At 63.1% G+C, this 23,552-nt stretch carries 14 protein-coding genes; 7 read left to right on the forward strand and 7 right to left on the reverse strand.

Annotated elements, in window-relative coordinates; translation table 11 throughout:
* Positions 1–13 precede the first annotated feature (13 nt).
* Genes BKX96_RS23460 through BKX96_RS23475 form a run of 4 tightly spaced genes read left to right on the forward strand, consistent with a single transcriptional unit; the run spans position 14 to position 2,627 of the window.
* Positions 14–322, forward strand: a complete 309-nt coding sequence (locus BKX96_RS23460) for a PepSY domain-containing protein (protein WP_046816208.1) — start codon at positions 14–16, stop codon at positions 320–322.
* Positions 322–645, forward strand: a complete 324-nt coding sequence (locus tag BKX96_RS23465; RefSeq protein WP_077185581.1) for a PepSY domain-containing protein — start codon at positions 322–324, stop codon at positions 643–645. Before BKX96_RS23460 ends, BKX96_RS23465 begins: the two co-directional genes overlap by 1 nt.
* A gap of 3 nt (positions 646–648) precedes the next feature.
* Positions 649–1,317 carry a response regulator transcription factor gene (locus BKX96_RS23470; RefSeq protein ID WP_046816210.1) on the forward strand — a complete coding sequence of 223 codons (669 nt, stop codon included), beginning with the start codon at positions 649–651 and terminating at the stop codon, positions 1,315–1,317.
* The gene (locus BKX96_RS23475) at positions 1,314–2,627 is read left to right on the forward strand and encodes a sensor histidine kinase (protein ID WP_046816211.1); all 1,314 of its coding nucleotides are present in this window, start codon (positions 1,314–1,316) and stop codon (positions 2,625–2,627) included. The genes BKX96_RS23470 and BKX96_RS23475 overlap by 4 nt, the downstream gene beginning before the upstream one ends.
* 13 nt (positions 2,628–2,640) lie before the next feature.
* Here BKX96_RS23475 and dusA read toward each other — a convergent pair whose 3' ends face one another.
* From dusA to BKX96_RS23490, 3 genes are all read right to left on the reverse strand, one after another.
* Complete coding sequence (gene dusA / locus BKX96_RS23480; protein WP_046816212.1) at positions 2,641–3,636, reverse strand: tRNA dihydrouridine(20/20a) synthase DusA; 996 nt, start codon at positions 3,634–3,636, stop codon at positions 2,641–2,643.
* 208 nt (positions 3,637–3,844) lie between these two features.
* Entirely contained in the window at positions 3,845–4,129 is a 285-nt protein-coding gene (locus BKX96_RS23485) for a type II toxin-antitoxin system RelE/ParE family toxin (RefSeq protein ID WP_046816215.1), read from the reverse strand.
* Entirely contained in the window at positions 4,119–4,361 is a 243-nt protein-coding gene (locus BKX96_RS23490; protein WP_046816216.1) for a CopG family ribbon-helix-helix protein, read from the reverse strand. The genes BKX96_RS23485 and BKX96_RS23490 overlap by 11 nt, the downstream gene beginning before the upstream one ends.
* Before the next feature lie 530 nt (positions 4,362–4,891).
* Between BKX96_RS23490 and BKX96_RS23495 the strand changes: the two genes are divergently transcribed.
* The gene (locus BKX96_RS23495) at positions 4,892–5,110 is read left to right on the forward strand and encodes a hypothetical protein (protein WP_077185582.1); all 219 of its coding nucleotides are present in this window, start codon (positions 4,892–4,894) and stop codon (positions 5,108–5,110) included.
* Positions 5,111–5,149: 39 nt separating this feature from the next.
* Here the strand turns inward: BKX96_RS23495 and BKX96_RS23500 are convergent, their stop codons facing one another.
* Positions 5,150–5,704 (reverse strand): RNA polymerase factor sigma-70, encoded by a 555-nt coding sequence (locus BKX96_RS23500; protein WP_077185583.1) that lies wholly within the window; start codon positions 5,702–5,704, stop codon positions 5,150–5,152.
* Positions 5,705–6,077: 373 nt separating this feature from the next.
* On the opposite strand from BKX96_RS23500, the gene BKX96_RS23505 reads away from it, so the two are divergent.
* Positions 6,078–19,073 carry a non-ribosomal peptide synthetase gene (locus BKX96_RS23505; protein ID WP_077185584.1) on the forward strand — a complete coding sequence of 4,332 codons (12,996 nt, stop codon included), beginning with the start codon at positions 6,078–6,080 and terminating at the stop codon, positions 19,071–19,073.
* A 180-nt stretch (positions 19,074–19,253) separates the two neighbouring features.
* On the forward strand, positions 19,254–20,078 hold the full coding sequence (locus BKX96_RS23510; protein ID WP_077185585.1) for an alpha/beta fold hydrolase: 825 nt from the start codon (positions 19,254–19,256) through the stop codon (positions 20,076–20,078).
* Between the two features lie 90 nt (positions 20,079–20,168).
* On the opposite strand, the gene dsbG is transcribed toward BKX96_RS23510, so the two are convergent.
* The 3 genes from dsbG to dsbD are packed head-to-tail and all read right to left on the reverse strand — an operon-like array spanning position 20,169 to position 23,502.
* Positions 20,169–20,936: a thiol:disulfide interchange protein DsbG gene (dsbG, locus tag BKX96_RS23515; protein WP_046816221.1), complete on the reverse strand. Its 768-nt coding sequence runs from the start codon at positions 20,934–20,936 to the stop codon at positions 20,169–20,171.
* Positions 20,912–21,766: a TlpA family protein disulfide reductase gene (locus tag BKX96_RS23520; protein WP_046816222.1), complete on the reverse strand. Its 855-nt coding sequence runs from the start codon at positions 21,764–21,766 to the stop codon at positions 20,912–20,914. Before BKX96_RS23520 ends, dsbG begins: the two co-directional genes overlap by 25 nt.
* The gene (gene dsbD, locus BKX96_RS23525; protein WP_077185586.1) at positions 21,766–23,502 is read right to left on the reverse strand and encodes a protein-disulfide reductase DsbD; all 1,737 of its coding nucleotides are present in this window, start codon (positions 23,500–23,502) and stop codon (positions 21,766–21,768) included. Before dsbD ends, BKX96_RS23520 begins: the two co-directional genes overlap by 1 nt.
* Positions 23,503–23,552 lie beyond the last annotated feature (50 nt).

Raw genomic sequence — 23,552 nt, forward strand, 5'->3', positions numbered from 1 at the left:
TACGGAGACACCCATGAGATCCTTTACTGCCCTGTTCCTCGCATCGCTCATCGGCCTGACCGCCAACCTCGCCCAGGCGCGCGACCTGGGGCCCGACGAAGCCCTGAGGCTGCGCGACGCTGGTACCATTGTGTCTTTCGAGAAGCTCAATGCCACTGCGCTGGCCAAGCACCCAGGCTCCACCGTCACCGAAACCGAACTGGAAGAAGAGTACGGCAAGTACATCTACCAGATTGAACTGCGCGACCCGCAGGGCATCGAGTGGGACCTGGAGCTGGACGCGGTCAGCGGGCAGATTCTCAAGGATCATCAGGACAGGTAATGACGCTGCAATCCTTTTCCCATCGACGCGCCAGCGGCCGCCTGGCCCTGGCGCTGCTGGTTTTCTGCTCGGTGGCCATGGCTCGCGACCTCGACCAGGACGAGGCCCTGCGCCTGCGCCAACAGGGCGTGATCCTGCCGCTCGAGCAGCTTCTGCAACAAGCGCTGGATCGTTATCCGGGGGCCAAGCTGCTGGAAGCCGAGCTCGAAGAAAAACACGACGTCTACATTTATGAAGTCGAATTGCTGACCAGCGAAGGGGTGGTCCGCGAGCTGGACATCGACGCCACCACCGGCCGTTTACTCAAAGACAAGGAAGATTGACCCATGCGTTTGCTCCTGGTGGAAGACCACGTGCCGTTGGCCGACGAACTGCTGGCCGGCCTCAATCGCCAAGGCTACGCCGTGGACTGGCTGGCTGACGGCCGCGATGCAGTGCACCAGGGCAGCACCGAACCCTACGACCTGATCATCCTCGACCTCGGCCTGCCGGGGCTGCCCGGGCTAGACGTGTTGGCGCAGTGGCGCGCCGCTGGCCTGGCGACACCTGTGCTGATCCTCACCGCCCGTGGTTCCTGGGCCGAACGCATCGAAGGCCTCAAGGCCGGCGCCGACGACTACCTGACCAAGCCTTTCCATCCCGAAGAACTGCAACTGCGCATCCAGGCCCTGTTGCGCCGCTCCCACGGCCAGGTCAATCAACCGACCCTGAAAGCCGCCGGCCTGCAATTGGATGAGGGGCGCCAGTGCGTGACCCGCGACGGCGCCGACATCCAGCTCACGGCCGCCGAGTTTCGCCTGTTGCGTTACTTCATGCTGCACCCGGAACAGATCCTCTCCAAAAGCCACCTGGCCGAACACCTCTACGACGGTGAAACCGAGCGCGATTCCAATGTGTTGGAAGTCCACGTCAATCACCTGCGGCGCAAACTCGGGCGCGACGTGATCGAAACCCGTCGCGGTCAGGGTTACCTGCTGGGTGGGCAAGCCCGGTGAGGTCGATCCAGCGCCGGTTGAGCCTGGGCCTGATCAGCGTGATGGTGATCGTCGGCCTGGTGTTGGCGCAAACCAGCCTGTGGCTGTTCGAAGTGGGATTGCAGCGCTACCTCGAAGCCGGCTTGCGCAACGACAGCGAAAACCTGCTGGTGGCGCTGGTGCGCGGCCCCCAGGGTTTGCAACTGGATGAGCGGCTGCTGTCGCCGGCGTATCAGCGACCGTTTTCCGGCCACTATTTTCGCATCGACTTTGCCGACAGCCATTGGCGTTCCCGTTCACTCTGGGACCAGGAACTGCCACGCCTCGAACGCCCGGGCCTGGAGAGCAACCTGCAACTGGGCCCGGAAGGCCAGCAGCTGCTGGTGCTGCGTTCGGACTATCGACGCCTGGGGCAGTCGATCTCCATCAGCGTGGCCCAGGACTACACACCGGTGCGCGAGAGCTTCCAGCGCATGCAGCAAATCGGCCTCGGCCTGGGACTGGCGGGCCTGCTGCTGATCCTGCTGCTGCAACGTCTCACCGTGCGCCGCGCCCTGCGCCCGCTGGAAAAGGCCCGGGAACAGATCGCCCAACTGCAACAGGGCCAGCGCTCGCAACTCGACGACCAGGTGCCGATCGAGCTGGAACCGCTGGTGACCCAGATCAACCATTTGCTGGCCCACACCGAAGACAGCCTCAAGCGCTCGCGCAATGCCCTGGGCAACCTCGGCCACGCCCTGAAAACCCCATTGGCGGTGTTGTTGAGCCTGGCCTCCAGCGAGCAACTCGACGCCCACCCGCAACTGCGCCAGGTGCTCAAGGATCAACTGGAACAGGTCCGCCTGCGACTCAACCGCGAACTCAACCGCGCCCGCCTGGCCGGCGACGCATTGCCCGGGGCCTTGTTCGATTGCGATGCCGAACTGCCGGGATTGCTCGCCACCCTGAACATGATTCACGGCGACCACCTGCACCTCAGCTACATCGCGCCCACCGGCCTGCAATTGCCCTGGGACCGCGAGGACCTGCTGGAACTGCTCGGCAACCTGCTGGACAACGCCTGCAAATGGGCGGACGCCGAAGTTCGCCTGAGCGTGGTCGAAACCGCACAAGCCTTTGAGCTAAGCGTGGAAGACGACGGTCCGGGCATTCCCCAGGACCAGCGCGATCAGGTGTTCAGCCGCGGCACCCGCCTGGATGAACAGACCGACGGCCACGGCCTGGGCCTGGGCATCGTGCGCGACATCGTCGACAGCTGGGGCGGGCAGCTACTGCTGCAGGAAAGCGAGTGGGGCGGCTTGAAAGTGACCATCGATTTGCCCAAACGCTGAGACAACGGGGCGGTCAACGCCCCTCGAGCAAGCCGGCCGCCTGATCCAGCAATGCCAGCGGATCCTTCGCCTTGTGGATATCCACCGACAGCAACTGGCGAAACTTGCGCGCCCCCGGAAACCCGGTGCCCAGCCCCAGCACATGACGGGTGATATGGTGCATGGCGCCACCAGCGTCCAGGTGCGCGGCGATATAAGGCCGCAACTGCGCCAACGCCTCGGCGCGCGTGATCACCGGCGCGGTGCTGCCAAACAACTGCTGATCCACCTCGGCCATCACATAAGGGTTGTGATAAGCCTCACGCCCGAGCATCACCCCGTCGAACGTCTGCAAATGCTCGTGACAGGCTTCCAGAGTCTTGATCCCGCCGTTGAGAATAATCTCCAGCTCAGGGAAATCCGCCTTCAACCGCGCGGCCACGTCATAACGCAGCGGCGGAATATCGCGATTCTCCTTCGGCGACAACCCCTCCAGAATCGCAATCCGCGCATGCACGGTAAAACTGGTACAACCGGCATCACGCACCGTGCCAACGAAATCGCACAACTCTTCATAGCTGTCACGCCCATTGATCCCGATCCGATGCTTCACCGTCACCGGAATCGACACCGCATCGCGCATCGCCTTCACACAATCGGCCACCAATTGCGGATGCCCCATCAGGCACGCGCCGATCATATTGTTCTGCACCCTGTCACTGGGGCAGCCCACATTCAAATTCACCTCATCGTACCCATGCTCCTGCGCCATCCGCGCACACGCCGCCAAGTCCAGCGGCACACTGCCACCCAACTGCAACGCCAACGGATGCTCGGCCTCGTTGTGCCGCAGAAACCGCTCGTGATCGCCGTTGAGCAAGGCACCGGTGGTGACCATTTCGGTGTAGAGCAGCGCGTGCTTGGAGAGCAGGCGCAGGAAGAAACGGCAGTGACGGTCGGTCCAGTCCATCATCGGGGCGACGGAGAAACGGCGGGAGAGCGGGGCGGGTGTGGCGTTGGATACGGACATTGGGGATCTGGAATCGGTGAGGCTGGGAGGTGGGGGAGTTTATCAGGATTGGGGGTTTGGTGAGTCTTGCGCTTTCTGACAACCATCGGAAACGCCGTAATCAATTACGTTTTCAACGGCAGTTGAGCGCGTGTTTAAAAACACTCAGTGATACTTCACGCTGACTACGGATGAACAGGAGGTGTTGGGAAGACGAAGTCCTCTACCTTCACCACTTGGTGCGGGGGCGTTGTCGAGTGTGAAAGACACCGAGGATTTGAAGGCGATCGCCGCGCACGCGATAAGGAATTAGATAGGACCAGTTTGGTACTGCCCATTCGCGCGTCTGTTTGACTCGCCCTTCACGGCCCATGGCCGGAAACTGAGCCAATTTATCTACACTGGCGAAAATTGCATCGGAAAAGTCGTCAGCGGCCTTGGGATTTTCAAGAGCAATATAGTTGGCTTCGTCTTCCAGGTTTTTGAGTGCTTTTTCCAGCCACTCAACCCGCATTCCGACTCCAGCGCCGAGCGCGCATCGCCGCCACTTGGTCTTCGCTGGCGAAATTGCCTTCGTCAGCTTCCTTTACCGCCAATTCGATCTGTGCGGTCAAGGTCCTTTCGTGCTCGATATAGTCGCGCAGAACATCCATCGCCAGGTAGCTTGCAGTTTGGCCGTTTGTCTTGGCCAGTTCGACGAGAGAATTCGACAGGTCTTCCGGCAGGTCCAGGGATATCCCAGTCATGGCAGCCTCGATGTTGGACGTTTGTCGGGCATCTTACACCGTCAGGTGCCCGCTTGAATCAACAGGCTGTCGCGAGGTGTGTCTCGACATAAATCATTGTCTTTTCTGCACAGATTTGGCCGGTTGCTGGAGATGATAGAGGCTCAAAGGAGCGCTGGCTAAACAAGGTCATCTTCATCGTCTCGCAGGTGGCGATACCAACCATACAACGCCAACGCAAGGGTGGCGAAGATGATGACTATGAGGAGGATGACTATGTAACGCATTTTACTCAGTGCCTTCGGCGTGAGTGTCTGGTTGAAATGCGTCCTTGCCGGTGAGCGAATGTAAGCTCCCGGAAAACAGCTGTCTTTAATACATAAGTCTGGGAGAGGGGGCAGGTTTGACGGACGTCGGGAGAGTTGTGCGCAAAACCACCGGTCCTGAACGAACCCTGTCACTCATTCAGGTTTCATTATAGGCGATGGGTCAGCGGCCTAGGATGGAGGCGTCAGCTCAAACCGTCATGCCTCCCCACAGGAATCTGAAAAATGATCTCAACCCAAATCAAAGTCGCGCTAATCGCCAGCGCTTTGCTGTTGAGCGCCTGTTCGGGGACGAGTACCCACAGCTGTTATTCCGAAGACTGCCAGCCGTCTGCGGGCTTTACCCCCAGCCACAGCAACACCCCCGGCAAACTGAATTTCCAGGGCAGTGCGCTTGGCAGCAGTTTCAGCGAATACAGCTCAGGTTTGCTGCAGGGCGACTGATTCGTCCCGAATTTCAGAATGGCTTTATTGATCCAACGATCAAGCCTCACGCTGGGCAAACGTATCCGCCCGACTCCCCGACACCTTCCGGCAATGCACCAGCGCATCGCGAATCATGAAGTTCACCAGTGTCGGTGACACCCCCAACTCCTTGGCAATGTCCTTCTGCGGCACGCCATGCAAGCGGTACATCTCGAAGGCATAACGCGTGCGGCTTGGCAGTTCGGTCAGGGCGTCGGCGATGTTTTCCAGGGTGGAGAAGTTGATGTGCGAGGTTTCCGGTGAGGCGCCCTGGATGACCACGTTGAGGCCTTCTTCTTCAGGGCCGGAGTATTTCTGCTCCAGTGCCTGCTTGCGGTAGTGGTCGATCGCCAGGTTGCGCACGATCTGGAACAGGTAGCTGAGCTGCGCCTTGAACGAGGAGGTGATGTTCGGCGCCGATTGCAGGCGGAAGAACGCGTCCTGGACCACATCTTCAGCGCGCGAGCGGCAGCCGGTGATGCGCGCTGCAATCTTGACCAGTATCAGTCGATTGTCGACGAATGCCTGAAGTAGCGGCGATTCGCACCTGCTTGTGGACGCTTGTTCCGTCATGGAGATCACCTTGCTGCCAATAGGTTAGTGGGACGACAAGAAGGCCGGGGCCGCCCTACACATCGAGCGACAAATTAGGTTGAATGATAATGATTGTCAATTGAGAAAGAGAACTAATGCTCCTCAAAGGTGCAGAGTGAGAACTGCGACACGCTGTCGCGCCTTGGCCTGGTTGATGCGCAGGGCAGTCGACTAATTATTTGCGCAGGTCATCCGTTCTCATTGGTGAATGGCTTCGGGCGGCAGCCCCGGACACCACAGCATTGCCAATGCCTTGCGCGGTCGGCGAAGACCGCGTCCTGCATGCCCTCCAATAGGGCGTGACGTTACGACACCGATTCCAATTGCAAGCCGAATTCAGGCAGGAAACCTCATGACCGACGCGTTCGAACTCCCCAGCACTCTGGTCCAAGCCCTCCAGCGCCGCGCGGCCCTGACGCCGGATCGAGTGGCCTTGCGTTTTCTCGCCGAAACCCAGGACCAGGCTGTGGTGCTCAGTTATCGCGAGCTGGATCAGCGGGCGCGGACCATTGCCGGCGCGCTGCAGGCCGAGGCCGGTTTTGGCGATCGCGCGGTGTTGCTGTTTCCCAGTGGTCCTGATTACGTCGCGGCGTTTTTCGGTTGCCTGTATGCCGGGGTGATCGCGGTGCCGGCTTATCCGCCGGAGTCGGCGCGCCGGCATCACCAGGAACGCCTGTTGTCGATCATCGGCGATGCGCAGCCGCGCCTGCTGCTGACCAGCGACGGCCTGCGCGATTCGCTGTCGAAAATCGAAGGCGCGCCGCCGCTGTTGTGTGTCGATACCCTCGACAGCGCCCACGCCGAACGCTGGGTCGCGCCGAACCTGGCAGGCGATGACATCGCCTTCTTGCAATATACCTCCGGTTCCACGGCATTGCCTAAAGGCGTGCAGGTCGGCCACGGCAACCTGGTGGCGAATGAATTGCTGATCCGCCACGGTTTCGGCATCGACCTGAACCCCGACGACGTGATCGTCAGCTGGCTGCCGCTGTACCACGACATGGGCCTGATCGGCGGTCTGTTGCAGCCGATTTTCAGCGGCGTGCCGTGCGTGTTGATGTCGCCGGCGTACTTCCTCGGCCGGCCGTTGCGCTGGCTCGAAGCGATCAGTGAATACGGCGGCACCATCAGCGGCGGGCCGGATTTTGCCTATCGCCTGTGCAGCGAGCGGATCAGTGAGTCGGCTCTGGAGCGCCTCGACCTGAGCGGCTGGCGCGTGGCCTATTCCGGGTCAGAACCGATTCGCCTCGACACCCTGGAACGCTTCGCCGAGAAGTTCGCCAGCTGCGGTTTCAGCGCAGACAGTTTCATGGCCTCCTACGGTCTGGCGGAAGCCACGCTGTTTGTTGCCGGTACCCCGCGCGGCCAAGGCATCGGCAATCTGCGGGTGGACGACACGGCCCTGGCGCAAAACCGTGCCGAAGCCGGCGAGGGCAGCGCGATCATGAGCTGCGGCATCAGCCAGCCGGAGCACGCGGTATTGATCATCGACCCGGCGTCGCTTGGCGAGCTGCTGGACAACGCGGTTGGTGAAGTCTGGGCCAGCGGCCCGAGCATCGCCCACGGCTACTGGCGCAACCCCGAGGCCTCGGCCAAGACCTTCGTCCAGCACGCAGGCCGTACATGGCTGCGTACCGGTGACCTGGGCTTCATGCGCGACGGCGAGCTGTTCATCACCGGGCGCCTGAAAGACATGTTGATCGTGCGCGGGCACAACCTTTATCCACAGGACATCGAGCAGACCGTCGAGCGTGAAGTGGAGGTGGTGCGCAAGGGGCGCGTCGCGGCCTTTGCGGTGAATATCGACGGTCAGGAAGGCATCGGTATTGCCGCGGAAATCAGCCGCAGCGTGCAGAAAATCCTGCCGCCCGACGCCTTGATCAAGGCCATCCGCCAGGCCGTGGCCGAGGCCTATCAGCAAGCGCCGAGCGTGGTGGTGCTGCTCAATCCGGGCGCCTTGCCCAAGACTTCCAGCGGCAAATTGCAACGCTCGGCGTGCCGCAATCGCCTTGCCGATGGCAGCCTCGACAGTTACGCGCTGTTCCCTTCGGCTGCCAGCGAAAGCGCAGGCAACAGCGAAGCCGGCTCGGAGTTACAAAGCCTGATTGGCCAGATCTGGTGCGAGCAATTGCAGGTCCAGCAGGTGGCTGCCGACGATCACTTCTTCCTGCTTGGCGGCAACTCCATTGCGGCCACGCAAGTGGTGGCGCGCCTGCGCGAACAACTCGGCCTGGAGCTGAACCTGCGCCTGCTGTTCGAAGCGCCGACCCTTGGCGCATTTGCCGAAGCGGTGGCCCGGCAGCAGCAGGATGGCGGCCTCGCCCAAGGTGCGATCAGCACCCTGTCGCGTACCGAGGCCATGCCGCAATCCCTGGCGCAAAATCGCCTGTGGATCACCTGGCAACTCGATCCGCAGAGCAGCGCCTACAACATTCCCGGTGCCTTGCGCCTGCGCGGCGAGCTGGACGAAGATGCCCTGCGCGCAAGTTTCCAGCAGTTGATCGAGCGCCACGAATCCCTGCGCACGCGCTTCTTCGAGCGTGACGGGGTGGCGTTGCAGCAGGTTGATGCGGCCGCTGAATTCAATCTGCAACGCATCGACATCAGCGATGTGCCGATGGCCGAACGTGAAGCCCGGGCGCTACAAATCCGCGAGGACGAAGCGCGCACCCAGTTCGATCTGGAGAAAGGTCCGTTGCTCTGGGTGACGCTGGTGCGCCTCGATGATGAAGATCACCAGTTGCTGGTGACGATGCACCACATCATCGCTGACGGCTGGTCGATGAATGTGTTGATCGACGAATTCTCCCGGCTGTACGCAGCGGCAACCCAAGGTCAACAGGCCACGCTCGCGCCGCTGCCGACCCAGTACGCCGACTACGGCAGCTGGCAGCGCCAATGGCTGGAGCAAGGGGAGGGCGAGCGCCAACTGGCTTACTGGAAGGCGCAGTTGGGCGATGAGCATCCGACTCTCAGCCTGGCCACCGACCACCCGCGCTCGGCGCAACAGTTGCACAGTGCCGCGCGCCACAGCGTGCGCCTGGACGCGACGCTTTGCGATGAGATTCGCCGCACCGCCCAGGCCCACGAAGCCACGCCGTACATGCTGTTGCTCGCCGCGTTCCAGTCCTTGTTGCATCGCTACAGCGGTCAGCGCGACATCCGCGTCGGCGTGCCGAATGCCAACCGTCCACGCCTGGAAACCCAAGGCCTGATCGGCTTCTTCATCAACACCCAGGTGCTGCGCGCCGAGGTGGATTCGCGTCTGCCTTTCGTTGAGCTGCTGGCGCAAACCCGGCAAGCCGCGTTGGGCGCCCAGGCGCATCAGGACTTGCCGTTCGAGCAACTGCTCGAGGCCTTCCCTCAGGCCCGTGAACAAGGCCTGTTCCAGGTCATGTTCAACCATCAGCAGCGCGATCCCGGCGCTTTGAAACGCCTGCCCGGGCTGCTCGCCGAAGAGCTGCCGTGGCACAGCCGCGAGGCCAAGTTCGACCTGCAGTTGCACAGCGAAGAAGACCGCAACGGGCGCTTGAGCCTGTCTTTCGACTACGCCAGCGAACTGTTCGATGCAGCGACCATCGAGCGCCTGGCCGACCATTACAGCCACCTGTTGCGCGCCGTCAGTGAGCAACCGGAAACCGCCATCGGCGACCTGCCACTGCTGACCGCTACTGAAATAAATCTGCAAGCCGAGTGGGCCGTTGCACCGTGCCCGCCCGCCAGCCAATGGCTGCCGGAACTGCTCAACCAACAGGCGCGCCAGACCCCGGAGCGCACCGCACTGTTGTGGGACGGCGGCAGCCTCGATTTCGCCGAGTTGCACACCCAGGCCAATCGCCTGGCCCACTACCTGCGCGACAAAGGCGTCGGTCCGGATGTCTGCGTGGCCATCGCGGCCGAGCGTTCGCCGCAACTGTTGATCGGCCTGCTGGCGATCATCAAGGCAGGTGGCGCCTACGTGCCACTCGATCCGGATTACCCGGCCGAACGCCTGGCCTACATGCTCAGCGACAGCAAGGTCGATTTGCTGCTGACCCAAACCCAGTTACTCGATCGCCTGCCGGCCAGCGAAGGCGTCAGCGTCATCGCCCTGGATGCCCTGCACCTGGAGAGTTGGCCGAGCCATGCGCCGGGCCTGCACCTGCACGGCGACAACCTGGCCTATGTGATCTACACCTCGGGTTCGACCGGCCAGCCAAAAGGCGTCGGCAATACCCATGCGGCACTCGCCGAACGCCTGCAATGGATGCAGGACACTTACCGCCTGGATGAAACCGATGTGCTGATGCAAAAAGCGCCGATCAGTTTCGACGTGTCGGTGTGGGAGTGCTTCTGGCCGTTGATCACCGGGGCCCGGCTGCTGCTTGCCGGGCCGGGTGAGCACCGCGATCCCCATCGCATTGCGCAGCTGGTTCAAGCGTACGGCGTGACCACGCTGCACTTCGTGCCGCCGCTGCTGGCGTTGTTCATCGACGAACCGCTCAGCGCCGAATGCACCAGCCTGCGCCGGCTGTTCTGCGGTGGTGAAGCGCTGCCCGCGGAACTGCGCAACCGTGTACTGGAACAACTGCCTTCGGTGCAACTGCACAACCGCTACGGCCCGACCGAAACCGCGATCAACGTGACCCATTGGCATTGCACCGCCGCCGATGGCGAGCGCTCGCCCATCGGCCGGCCGTTGGGCAACGTCGTCTGCCGTGTGCTCGACAGCGACCTCAACCCGGTACCGGCCGGTGTGCCAGGGGAACTGTGCATCAGTGGCATCGGCCTGGCCCGGGGTTACCTGGGTCGTCCGGGCCTGACCGCCGAGCGTTTTGTCGTCGATCCACTGGGCGAGCACGGCGCGCGTCTGTACCGCACCGGTGACCGTGCGCGCTGGACCGCCGATGGCGTGATCGAATACCTCGGACGTCTCGATCAGCAGGTCAAGCTGCGCGGCTTCCGTGTTGAACCCGAGGAAATCGAAGCGCGGTTGTTGGCGCAAGTCGGCGTCACCCAAGCGGTGGTGCTGGTCCGTGAAACCTCGGCCGGCGGTCAGTTGATCGCTTACTACACCGCCGATTCCACCGAATCCGCAGAAGCCCAAAGCACCCACCTGAAAACCACGCTGGCGGCCGAACTGCCGGAATACATGGTTCCGGCACAGCTGATGCGCCTGGACGAAATGCCCCTCAGCCCGAGCGGCAAACTCGACCGTCGCGCCTTGCCGGAACCGCAGTGGCAGGTGCGCGAACACGTCGAGCCTGTGACTGAACTGGAACAGCAGATCGCCGGCATCTGGCGTGAAGTGCTGGGTCTTGAACAAGTCGGCCTGCGCGATGACTTCTTCGCCCTCGGCGGCCATTCGCTGCTGGCCACGCAAATCATTTCTCGCACCCGCCAGGCCTGCGACGTCGAGTTGCCGCTGCGCGCGCTGTTCGAACACAGTGAGCTGGGCGCGTTTGCCGAACAGGTGCGCCTGATCCAGGCCAGCGGCCGCACCAACGAACAGCCGCCGATCGTCAGGGTCGACCGCAGCCAGCCGGTGCCGCTGTCCTATTCCCAGCAGCGCATGTGGTTCCTCTGGCAGATGGAGCCGGACAGCCCGGCCTACAACGTCGGCGGCATGGCGCGCTTGCGCGGGGTGCTGGATGTCGGGTGTTTCGAGGCCGCGTTGCAGGCCTTGATCATGCGCCACGAAACCCTGCGCACCACTTTCCCGAGCGTCGATGGCGTCGCGCGTCAGCAGGTGCATGCCTCCACCTGTGTGCGCCTGGACTGCAAGGACTTCACCGCGCTGGATGCCGATGGCCGCGAGTGGCAAGTGCAGCAATTGGCCGATGATGAAGCGCACCAACCCTTCGACCTGGAAACCGGGCCATTGCTGCGCGCCTGCCTGGTCAAGACCGCCGAGCAGGAACACTACCTGGTGCTGACCCTGCACCACATCGTCACCGAAGGCTGGGCGATGGACATCTTTGCCCGGGAACTCAGCGCGCTGTACGAAGCCTTCATCGACGACCGCGAATCGCCGCTGGCACCCTTGCCGGTGCAGTACCTGGATTACAGCGTCTGGCAGCGTCAATGGCTGGAGTCCGGTGAGCGCCAGCGCCAGCTCGACTACTGGACGGCGCAACTGGGTCGCGAGCACCCGCTGCTGGAATTGCCCGCCGACCGTCCACGCCCGCCGGTGCAAAGTCACCAGGGCGAGCTGCACCGATTCGACCTCAGCGATGAGCTGGCGGCACGGGTCCGTGCCTTCAATGCGCAAAACGGCCTGACCCTGTTCATGACCATGACCGCCGCCCTCGCCACGCTGTTGTACCGCTACAGCGGGCAGACCGACCTGCGCATCGGCGCGCCGGTGGCCAACCGCATTCGCCCGGAAAGCGAAGGGCTGATAGGCGCATTCCTCAACACCCAGGTGCTGCGTTGCCAGCTCGACGGGCAGATGTCCGTTGGCGAGTTGTTCGAGCAGGTGCGTCACACCGTGATCGAAGGCCAGTCCCACCAGGACCTGCCGTTCGACCATCTGGTGGAAGCCTTGCAGCCACCGCGCAGCGCCGCCTACAACCCGTTGTTCCAGGTGATGTGCAACGTGCAGCGCTGGGAGTTCCAGCAGAGCCGCACCCTGGCCGGAATGACCGTCGAATACCTGGCCAACGATGCCCGTGCGACCAAGTTCGACCTCAACCTGGAAGTCACCGACCTCGACCATCGCCTCGGTTGCTGCCTGACCTACAGCACCGATCTGTTCGACGAGCCGCGCATTGCGCGCATGGCCGCGCATTGGCGCAACCTGCTGGAGGCGTTGATTGCCGATCCCCGGCAGCGCCTCAGTGAGTTGCCCTTGCTCGACCCTGACGAACAGCAGCAATTGCTCGGCAGCCTCGGCGTCGAGCCGGGCGCGCATCGTCTCGACCAGTGCATCCACCAGCTGTTCAGCGAACAGGCCCTGGCGCGCTCCGATGCGCCGGCACTGACCTTCGCCGGGCAGACCCTGAGCTACGCCGAACTCGATAGTCGCGCCAATCGCTTGGCCTGGATGCTGCGCGAGCGCGGCGTCGGCCCGCAGGTGCGCGTGGGCCTGGCGCTCGAGCGCTCGCTGGAGATGGTCGTTGGCCTGCTGGCGATCCTCAAGGCCGGTGGTGCCTATGTGCCGCTGGACCCGGAATACCCGCTGGATCGCTTGCACTACATGATCGAAGACAGCGGCGTCGGTTTGCTGCTCAGTGACGCGGCGATGTTCCAGGCCCTTGGTGATCTGCCCGCGGGCGTCGGCCGTTGGTGCCTGGAAGAGGACACGGCGGCGCTGGCCAATTATCCATTGTCCGAACTGCCAAACATCAGTCTGCCGCAACACCAGGCCTACCTGATCTACACCTCGGGCTCCACCGGTAAACCTAAGGGCGTGGTGGTGTCCCACGGCGAAATCGCCATGCATTGCCGCGCGGTGATTGAGCGTTTCGCCATGCGCCCCGACGACTGCGAACTGCACTTCTATTCGATCAACTTCGACGCCGCCACCGAGCGTCTGTGGGTACCGCTGCTGAGCGGTGCCCAGGTTGTGCTGCGGGCCCAGGGCCAATGGGACGCGGAAGAAATCTGCGGATTGATCCGTCGCCACCATATCAACATCCTCGGCTTCACCCCGAGCTACGGCAGCCAGTTGGCACAGTGGCTGGCAACCCAGAACGCAACCCTGCCGGTGCGCATGATCATCACCGGCGGCGAGGCGCTGACCGGTGAACACCTGGCGCGGATTCGTGCAGCGTTCAATCCGCAAACGTTCTTCAATGCCTACGGCCCGACGGAAACGGTGGTCATGCCACTGGCCGGTCTGGCGCCCGAAGTGTTGGAGGAGGGCGCCGCAAGCGTGCCGATCGGCAGCGTGATCGGCGACCGTGTGGCCTACATTCTCGACGCCGACCTGGCGTTGGTGCCGCAGGGCGCAACCGGCGAGTTGTACGTCGGTGGTGCCGGCCTGGCCCAGGGTTATCACCAGCGCGCGGGCATGACCGCGGAGCGTTTTGTGGCCGATCCTTTTGCCGGCAACGGCGGGCGTATCTACCGCACCGGCGACCTGGTGCGCCAGCGCGCCGATGGCCTGGTGGAGTACCTCGGGCGTATCGACCATCAAGTGAAGATTCGCGGTTTCCGCATCGAGCTGGGTGAGATCGAAACCCGGTTGCTGGAACATGCATCGGTGCGTGAAGCGGTGGTGTTGGCGCTCGATGCGTCGAGCGGCAAACAGCTGGTGGGTTATCTGGTCTGCGACGTCGCCGAACAGGACGAGTCCCGACAAAGCGCACTGCGTGAGTCACTCAAGTCGCACCTCAAGTCCCAGTTGCCGGATTACATGGTGCCCTCGCACCTGATCCTGCTGGCGAGCATGCCGCTGACCGCCAACGGCAAACTCGACCGCCGCGCCCTGCCGGCGCCAGACCCGGAGTTGAACCGCCAGCAGTATGTGGCACCGAGCAACGAGCTGGAGCTGACATTGGCGCAGATCTGGTGCGACGTGCTGAACGTCGAGCAGGTCGGGCTCAACGATAACTTCTTCGAGCTCGGTGGCGACTCGATCCTGTCGATCCAGGTGGTCAGCCGCGCGCGGCAGCAGGGCATTCACTTCAGCCCCCGCGACCTGTTCCAGCACCAGACCGTGCAGACCCTCGCCACCGTGGCGACACGCACCCAGCAGGTCACCGCCGAGCAAGGCTTGATCAGCGGCGAGTCGCGCCTGACGCCGATCCAGCATTGGTTCTTCGACACTGCTATTGCCGAGCGCCAACACTGGAACCAGGCGTTGCTGCTGCAGCCGAGCGTGACCCTGGAACCCCATCGCCTGGAGCAGGCGCTGCTGGCGGTGATTGAACAGCACGATGCGTTGCGCCTGCGCTTCAGCCGGGTGGGCGGTCAATGGCAGGCGCAACACCAGGCGATGTCCGATGTGCCGGTCCTGTGGCAAGTGCGCGTCGCGTCCATGGACCAATGCGCCGAGCTGTTCGCCGATGCCCAGCGCAGCCTCGATCTCGCTGAGGGCCCGTTGCTGCGGGTGTTGCTGGTCGATGGGCCTGAAGCCCGGCAACGCTTGTTCATCGCGATTCACCACCTGGTGGTCGATGGCGTTTCCTGGCGCGTGCTGCTCGACGATCTGCAAAACGCCTATCGCCAACTCGAGGCGCAACAGCCGCTGCAACTGCCGGCCAAAACCAGCGCCTTCAAGGACTGGACCGCACGTTTGCAGGCCTATGCCGGCAGCGAATCCCTGCGTGAAGAACTCAACTGGTGGCAGGCGCAATTGGCCGGGCCGAGCGCCGAACTGCCCTGCGATCATCCGCAAGGTGGCCGTCAGCATCGCCATGCGCAAACCGTCAGCGTGCGCCTCGACAGCGAGCGCACCCGGCAATTGCTGCAACAGGCGCCGAGTGCTTATCGCACCCAGGTCAACGACCTGTTGCTGACCGCGCTGGCCCGTGTGCTGTGCCGTTGGAGCGGTCACGAGTCGGCGCTGATTCAACTCGAAGGCCATGGCCGCGAGGCGCTGTTCGACGAGCTCGACCTGACCCGCACCGTCGGCTGGTTCACCAGTGCCTATCCGCTGCGACTGTCGCCCTCGAACATCGAGGAGGCGGCTGGGCAGGGCGCCTCGATCAAGGCGATCAAGGAGCAACTGCGCGCGGTGCCGCACAAGGGGCTGGGCTATGGCGTGCTGCGTTACCTGGCGGATGAGCCGAGCCGCCGGCGCATGGCCGGGCTGCCGGCGGCGCCGATCACCTTCAACTACCTGGGGCAGTTCGACCAAAGCTTTGCCGCCGATGCGCTGTTCCATCCACTGGATGAAGCGATCGGCGCGGCCCACGATGCACAGACGCCGCTGCCCAATGAATTGAGCGTCGACAGCCAGGTCTACGGCGGCGAGCTGGTGCTGCGCTGGACCTTCAGCGCCGAACGTTATGAGCCCCAGACCATCAACGAGTTGGCCGATGCTTACCTGGGCGAATTGTGCAGCCTGATCGAGCACTGCCTGGGCGCTGACGCGGGCGGCCTGACGCCGTCGGACTTCCCTCTGGCGAAACTGACCCAGGCGCAACTGGACGCGCTGCCGATTGCCGCAGCCGCGATCGAGGATGTCTACCCGCTGACGCCGATGCAGGAAGGCATGCTGCTGCACACCTTGCTGGAGCCGGGCACGGGCCTGTACTACATGCAGGATCGCTACCGCATCAACAGCGAGCTTGATCCCCAGCGTTTCGCCCAGGCTTGGCAAGCGGTGATCGCCCGCCACGAAGCACTGCGCGCTTCCTTCTGCTGGAACGTCGGCGAAGACATGCTGCAGGTTATCCACAAGCCGGGTAGCACGCCGATCGAGTACCTGGACTGGAGCGATATCGCCGACGCCGAGCAGGAGCCCAAGCTGCAGGCCTTGCTCAAGGCCGAGCGCGAGGCCGGCTTCGATCTGCTCAATCAGGCGCCGTTCCACTTGCGCCTGATCCGGGTGAGCGCGGCGCATTACTGGTTCATGATGAGCAACCACCACATCCTGATCGATGCCTGGTGCCGTTCGTTGCTGATGAACGACTTCTTCGAGATCTACAGCGCCCTCGGCGAAGGCCGGGAAGCGCAGTTGGCGGTGCCGCCGCGTTACCGCGACTACATCGCCTGGTTGCAACACCAGAGCCTGGCCGAAGCACGGCAGTGGTGGAAAACCAACCTGCAAGGCTTTGAGCGGACCACGCCGATCCCGAGCGACCGGCCGTTCCTGCGCGAACATGCCGGCGCCAGCGGCGGCATGATCGTCGGCGACCGCTACACCCGTCTCGATGCCCGGGACGGGGCACGGCTGCGTGAACTGGCCCAGGCCCATCAGCTGACCATCAATACCTTAGCCCAGGCTGCGTGGGCCTTGGTATTGCGCCGCTTGAGCGGTGATCGCGACGTGCTGTTCGGAGTCACCGTGGCCGGGCGGCCGGTGCAGATGCCGCAGATGCAGCGCACCGTCGGCCTGTTCATCAACAGCATCGCGCTGCGGGTGAAGATGCCCGAAGACCATCAGCGTTGCAGCGTGCGCCAATGGCTGAGCACGTTGCTCGACAGCAACATGCAACTGCGTGAGTACGAGTACCTGCCGCTGGTGAGCATTCAGGAAAACAGCGAACTGCCCAAGGGCCAGCCGCTGTTCGACAGCCTGTTCGTCTTCGAAAACGCCCCGGTGGAAGTCTCGGTGCTGGACCGTGCGCAAAGTCTGAACGCGACGTCGGACTCGGGCCGCACCCACACCAACTTCCCGCTGACGGCGGTATGTTATCCGGGGGATGACCTGGGCTTGCACCTGTCCTATGACCAACGTTATTTCAATGAGTCTACGGTCGAGCGCATGCTTGGCGAGTTCAAGCGATTGCTGTTGGCACTGGTCGAAGGTTTCCACGGCGACATGGCGGACCTGCCGCTGCTGGGGGCCGAAGAACAGGACTTCCTGCTTCACGGCTGCAACCAGAGCGAACACGCTTACCCGCTGGAGCAAAGCTACGTTGCCTTGTTCGAAGCGCAAGTGGCTGAGCATCCGCAGCGCATTGCTGCCAGTTGCCTGGATCGGCAGTACAGCTACCTGGAATTGAACCAGCGCAGCAACCGCCTCGGCCATGCGCTGATGGCGGCGGGCGTCGGGCTTGATCAACCGGTGGCGCTGCTGGCCGAGCGTAGCCTCGATCTGCTCGGCATGATCATCGGCAGCTTCAAGGCGGGAGCGGGTTATCTGCCGCTGGATCCGGGGCTGCCGAGCCAGCGCCTGAGCCGGATCATTGACCTGAGTCGCACGCCGATGCTGGTGTGCACTCGGGCCTGTCACGAGCAAGCGCGGGGGTTGCTGGATGAGTTCAGCTGCGCCAGTCGGCCTCGATTGCTGGTCTGGGAAGAGGTGCAGGCGAGCGATGTTTCGGTGGCCAATCCGGGCATTCACAACGGGCCGGATAACCTGGCCTACGTGATCTACACCTCCGGCTCCACCGGTTTGCCCAAGGGCGTGATGGTCGAACAGCGCGGCATGCTCAACAACCAGTTGAGCAAGGTGCCGTACCTGGACCTGAGCGCGGTCGACGTGATCGCCCAGACCGCTTCGCAAAGTTTCGATATTTCCGTGTGGCAATTTCTCGCCGCGCCGTTGTTCGGTGCGCGGGTGGACATCGTGCCGAACAGCATCGCCCACGACCCGCAAGGTTTGCTCGCCCATGTGCAAAGCCAGGGCATCACCGTGCTGGAAAGCGTGCCGTCGCTGATCCAGGGCATGCTCGCCCAGGAGCGCATGAGCCTCGATGGCCTGCGCTGGATGCTGCCGACAGGGGAGGCGATGCCGCCGGAACTGGCCCATCAATGGCTGCTGCGCTACCCGCAGATCGGCCTGGTGAATGCCTATGGCCCGGCGGAGTGCTCGGATGACGTGGCGTTTTTCCGCGTCGACGTGGCCTCCACCCGTGGCAGCTATTTGCCGATCGGTACGCCGACCGACAACAACCGCCTGTACCTGCTCGACGGTGCACTGGAACTGGTGCCGCTGGGTGCGGTGGGCGAGTTGTGCGTCGCGGGCACCGGGGTCGGGCGTGGTTATGTCAGCGATCCGCTGCGCACCGCCCAGGTGTTCGTGCCGAACCCGTTCGGCGCACCGGGCGAGCGTCTGTATCGCACTGGCGACCTGGCCCGCCGTCGCAGTGACGGCGTGCTCGAATACGTCGGGCGTATCGACCATCAGGTGAAGATTCGCGGCTACCGCATCGAACTGGGTGAAATCGAAGCGCGCCTGCATGAGCAACCGGAAGTCCGCGACGCGGCGGTCAGTGTCCAGGAGGGGGTCAATGGCAAGCATCTGGTGGGCTATCTGGTGGCGGCGGATTCAGCGCTCAATCCGCCTGAACGCCTGGAGCGCATCAAGCAGCGCCTGCGCGCCGAGCTGCCGGAATACATGGTGCCGCTGCACTGGCTGTGGCTCGACAAGCTGCCGCTCAACGCCAACGGCAAACTCGACCGCAAGGCCCTGCCGGCGCTGGAGATCGGCCAGCTGCAAAGCCAGGACTACCAGGCGCCGCGCAACGACCTGGAGCAGACATTGGCGGCTATCTGGGCCGAGGTGCTGAAGGTGGAGCAAGTCGGCATCCGCGACAACTTCTTCGAACTGGGCGGGCATTCGCTGCTGGCCACGCAGATCGCTTCGCGGGTGCAGAAAAACCTGCAGCGCGATGTACCGCTGCGGGCGATGTTCGAGTGCAGCACGGTGGAGGAACTGGCCGGGTACATTGACGGGTTGGCAGCCAGTGAGATCACCGAGGAGAAGGTGGGCCGGTTGAATGACTTGATGGCGGAGTTGGAGGGGCTTTGATTCTTTAGCGCCTGCTCCGGCCTCTTCGCGAGCAAGCCCGCTCCCACAGTAGATCGCGGTCAAATGTGGGAGCGGGCTTGCTCGCGAAGGCGGTTGTAAAAACGCATACATTCGCGTGATTGACTACGGGCGCTCAGCCGCTCAGTCTTCCTGCTCCCTTTCCACCGGCGGAGCCACTTGATGCCCTTCGTAACGATAGACGGCCAACCCTTGCACTACATCGATCAAGGCACCGGCCCGGCAGTCCTGCTGGCCGGCAGTTACCTCTGGGACCAGGCCATGTGGGCCCCGCAAATTGCCGTGCTGTCACAACAGTATCGGGTGATCGCCCTGGACCTGTGGGGCCACGGTGAGTCCGGGCCGCTGCCTGCTGCTACGACGTCGCTGGATGACATCGCACGCCAGGCACTGGCGCTGCTCGATCACCTCGATATCGATCGCGTGACCCTGGTCGGCCTGTCGGTGGGTGGCATGTGGGGTGTGCGTCTGGCGCTGTCGGCACCGCAGCGGCTCAACGGCCTGGTGTTGATGGACACCTATCTCGGTGTCGAGCCGGAACCGACCCGCCAGTACTACTTTTCGCTGTTCAAGATGATCGAAGAAACCGGCGTCATCTCGTCGCAGTTGCTGGATATCGTGGTGCCGATCTTTTTCCGTCCGGGCATCGATCCGCAGTCGGCGCTGTTCCAGGACTTTCGCGCCAAACTCGCCGCGCTGCCGCCTGAGCGATTGCGTGAAAGCATCGTGCCGATGGGGCGGATTACCTTTGGCCGGGATGACCTGTTGCCGCGCCTGGGCGAATTGAACGCCGCAAACACGCTGCTGCTGTGTGGCGATCAGGACAAGCCACGTCCGCCGAGTGAAACGCAGGAAATGGCCGGGTTGATTGGTTGCCCCTATGTTCTGGTGCCGGAGGCGGGGCATATCTCCAACCTGGAGAATCCTGAGTTTGTCACCGAGGCATTGCTCGAGTTTTTAGCCCAGAGAATTAGTGGTTATTACTGACGCCTTCGCGAGCAAGCCCGCTCCCACAGGTTTTGTGAACGCCACAAATCCACTGTGGGAGCGAGCCTGCTCGCGATGGGGGCGGTAAGGTCACTTAGGCCCAAGAATCTGCGCCAGCTTGTCCGGCGAAGGCGCGCCTTGTTGCTGCTGCAACTCGCCCTTGTCATCCATATAGAAAATCGCCGGAGTGGCCTGCAGTTCCAGGTCTTCCATCAATTGCATATTGGCCGCGAGCTTGGCCTGGATCGCCGGCGGCACTTCTTTCAAGGCCTTGAGCGAGCTGCCCTTGCCAGCCGCTTCGTGGTCCGCCAGGGCTTTTTGCGGGTCCTTCGCAGCCAGCAGCGCCGCAGATTTTCCGGGGCTGTCCTCGCGAATGATCCCGACCATGATGTGCCGCAACTGCACCTTGCCGGCCTTGACCCAGGGCCGCGCCTGTTCCCAGAACATGTTGCAGTAAGGGCAGTTCGGGTCGCTGAACATGTAGACGATGCGCGGTGCATCCTTCTTGCCGTCGGCGATCCAGTTGCTCGTTTCCATCTTGGCCCAGACTTCCTTGGACATAGGCGCGTATACCAGCTTCTGCAACGGCGCGCTGCTCAGGTCATTGCCTTCGGCGTCGTACAGGTTGCCCAGCAAAACGTGCTTGCCATCGGGCGTCAGGTACAGCGCCATGCCACGGTTCTGGTATTGCGCCGCGTACCCGCGCAGGCCGTCGGGGGCGTCGAATTGACCGACGATTTTTGCGCCCTTGGCCTCGATCTTCTTGATCGCCTCGGGCAGCTCTTCGGCCTGCACCATTGGCAGGTGCAGCAGGGCGGCACCCAGGCTCAGGGTCAGCAGGTGGCGGAGGCGGGACATGGCAGTTTCCTTGAAGAAGTGGCAGGAACGGAATCGAAGTTTTCCAGCGCGCGGGCCAGGCTGGCTTGCGACAGCTCGCCCAGATGACTGCCCAGCAGGCGACCGTCGGGGCTATAGAACAGCGTAGTCGGCAACGCCATGGAGCCGACGGCTTGACCCAGGCGACCGCTGCCGTCGAACAGCACGTTGGACAGGCTCAGGCCCTGGGTTTCCAGAAAGGTGCTGACACTTTGCATGCTTTCGGCCTGATTGACGAACAGAAAGGTCAGGTCCGGGCGTTGCATCTGGGCGTTCTCCAGCACCGGCATTTCCCGGCGGCAGGGCGGGCACCAGGTGGCCCAGAGATTGATCACCAGCGGGCCGCCCTTGTAGTCCGCCAGTTGCACGGTTTCACCGGCGGAATTGCGCAGGCTGATGTCCGGCAGGCGAGTGCCCTGTTCATAAATGGTCAGCGAGAAAGTCGCCAGCAACCAGAACGCCAGGCCGCTGGCCACACCGAAGCCCAGCGGACGGCGCAGGCCCGGGCGACGCCAGCCCCGGTACAGTGCGGCGAGCACCAGCGCGATCACTCCCGGCCAAGCGAGAAAACCGCCGTCGCGCAGGTCGATGACCTGCCAGGGATCGCTGCGATAGTGGGGCCAGTAAACGGCGACAAAACCGATCCGCGCCGCGAGCATGCCGATCAAAAACAGACTGAACAGCACCGACTCGGGGTTCTCGCCACCACGCTTGGCCACCCGCCAACCGACGAATGTCGCTAGCACCAATGCACTGATCAGCAGCAAGTGGTTAAGCGCGATGGCAAAGGTGCCGAGGGTAAAAGTCAGCATTAACGGGCGTCTCGGGTGGTGGTCCAGCGTTGCAGAAAGGTATCGGCATCGACCTCGCCGGTGATGCGCTGGCTGCGTCGCTCAATGCCGTCGGCACCTACCCACAGCAAGCTCGGCGGGCCTGGCACTTTGTAACGGCCGAGCAGCTCGCGGCTGGCAGCATTGTCGGCGGTGACGTCCAGTCGGAGCAAGCGCACGTCGCTCAGGGCTTGCAGGACGTGAGCTTTGCCGAACACTTGTTTTTCCATGACCTTGCACGACACGCACCAGTCGGCGTAGTAGTCCAGCAGCACCCACTGGCCCTGCGTTTGCGCCGCGTCGAGTTCGCGCTGCAGGGCCGCCGGGTCCTTGATCGTGGTGAAGGCGTCGTGGCCGGTTGGCACAGCGGCGACGGCCGAGCTGGAAGCGCGGAAGACCTGCAACGGCTTGAACAGATCATCACTGCCTGCCGCCGCACCGATCATCAACAGGCTGCCCCACAAACCCAGCAGGAGCGAGCTGGCGCCGAACAGATGAGCGATGCGCCCAAACCCTTCTGACTGTTTAAAGGCGCTGTAGGCCGCGACCAGCAGCAATGCACCACACAAACCGATCCATAGCGATTCATCCAGCACCGGGCGCAGCATCAGCAACGCCGTGGCGAGAAACAAGAAGCCGAAGATGCCCTTGAGCAGGTTCATCCAGGCGCCAGGCTTGGGCAGGAAGCGATTGCCCACCGTCACCAGCAGCAACAACGGCACACCGATGCCGATGCCCATGGCAAACAGGATCAACCCACCGTGCAGCGCGTTACCGCTCTGCGCGATGTAGAGCAGCGCACCGGCCAGCGGCGCGGTCATGCACGGGCCGACCAGCAGGCCGGACAAGGCGCCCAAGGCACCGGCGCCGACCAGGCTGCCACCGCGCTGATTGCGTGAGACGTGTTCCAGGCGGTCACGCACCGCCACCGGCAGTTGCAGCTCGAAGAAGCCGAACATCGGCAAGGCCAGCAACACGAAAATCGCCGCGAAACTGCCCAGCAGCCAAGGGTTCTGCAACCAGGCTTGCAGGTTCGCCCCCAAGGAGGCGGCCAGCACACCCATCGCCGCATACACCAGCGCCATGCACACCACATAACTGCCGGCCAGGGCCACGCCGCGCCGGGGTGCCGCGCCGCTGCCGACGATTAACCCGGCCAGGATCGGCAGCATCGGCAGCGAACACGGGGTGAATGCCAGCAATAGGCCCAGACCGAAGAAGACCAACAGGCTCCAACCCAGCGCGCGTTGCTGCAGGTTGCTGGCCAGGGCCTGGTCCGGTGCTTCGTTGGCCGTGCTCAGGGCGTTCGAGTTGCCCAGGTCCACGACCCGGGTTTGCGGTGGATAACACAACCCGGCATCGGCGCACCCCTGGTAACTGACCTTGACCTGACCGCTGGCGCCCGCCGGGATCTTCAGCTCCACCCCCTGGCGATAGACCTGCTGTTCACCAAAAAACTCGTCGCTGTGGGCTTCGCCCTCCGGCAGCGCGGGATGCTGGTCGGCAGGCAAACCGTCGAACTTCAAGCGTTTCTGATACAGGTAATAGCCGTCGGCAATCTGCCAGAACAGCTGGGTTTCGCCGGACTCAAGGCGTTCGGAGGTGAAAACGAACGCTTTGTCGACGGGCAGGAAATCGGGTTTGGTCTCGAACGGATTGCCCCCCGCCTGGGTCAGGCCGGAAAACAGCAGGGCGACGAGTAGAAACAGCTGACGCATGGAAAAGCCTTATCCTTTAGCAAGTGAGCTGCACAATGGGTGGCGGCGAT

Source organism: Pseudomonas putida, from assembly GCF_001976065.1.
GTDB lineage: Bacteria > Pseudomonadota > Gammaproteobacteria > Pseudomonadales > Pseudomonadaceae > Aquipseudomonas > Aquipseudomonas serbica.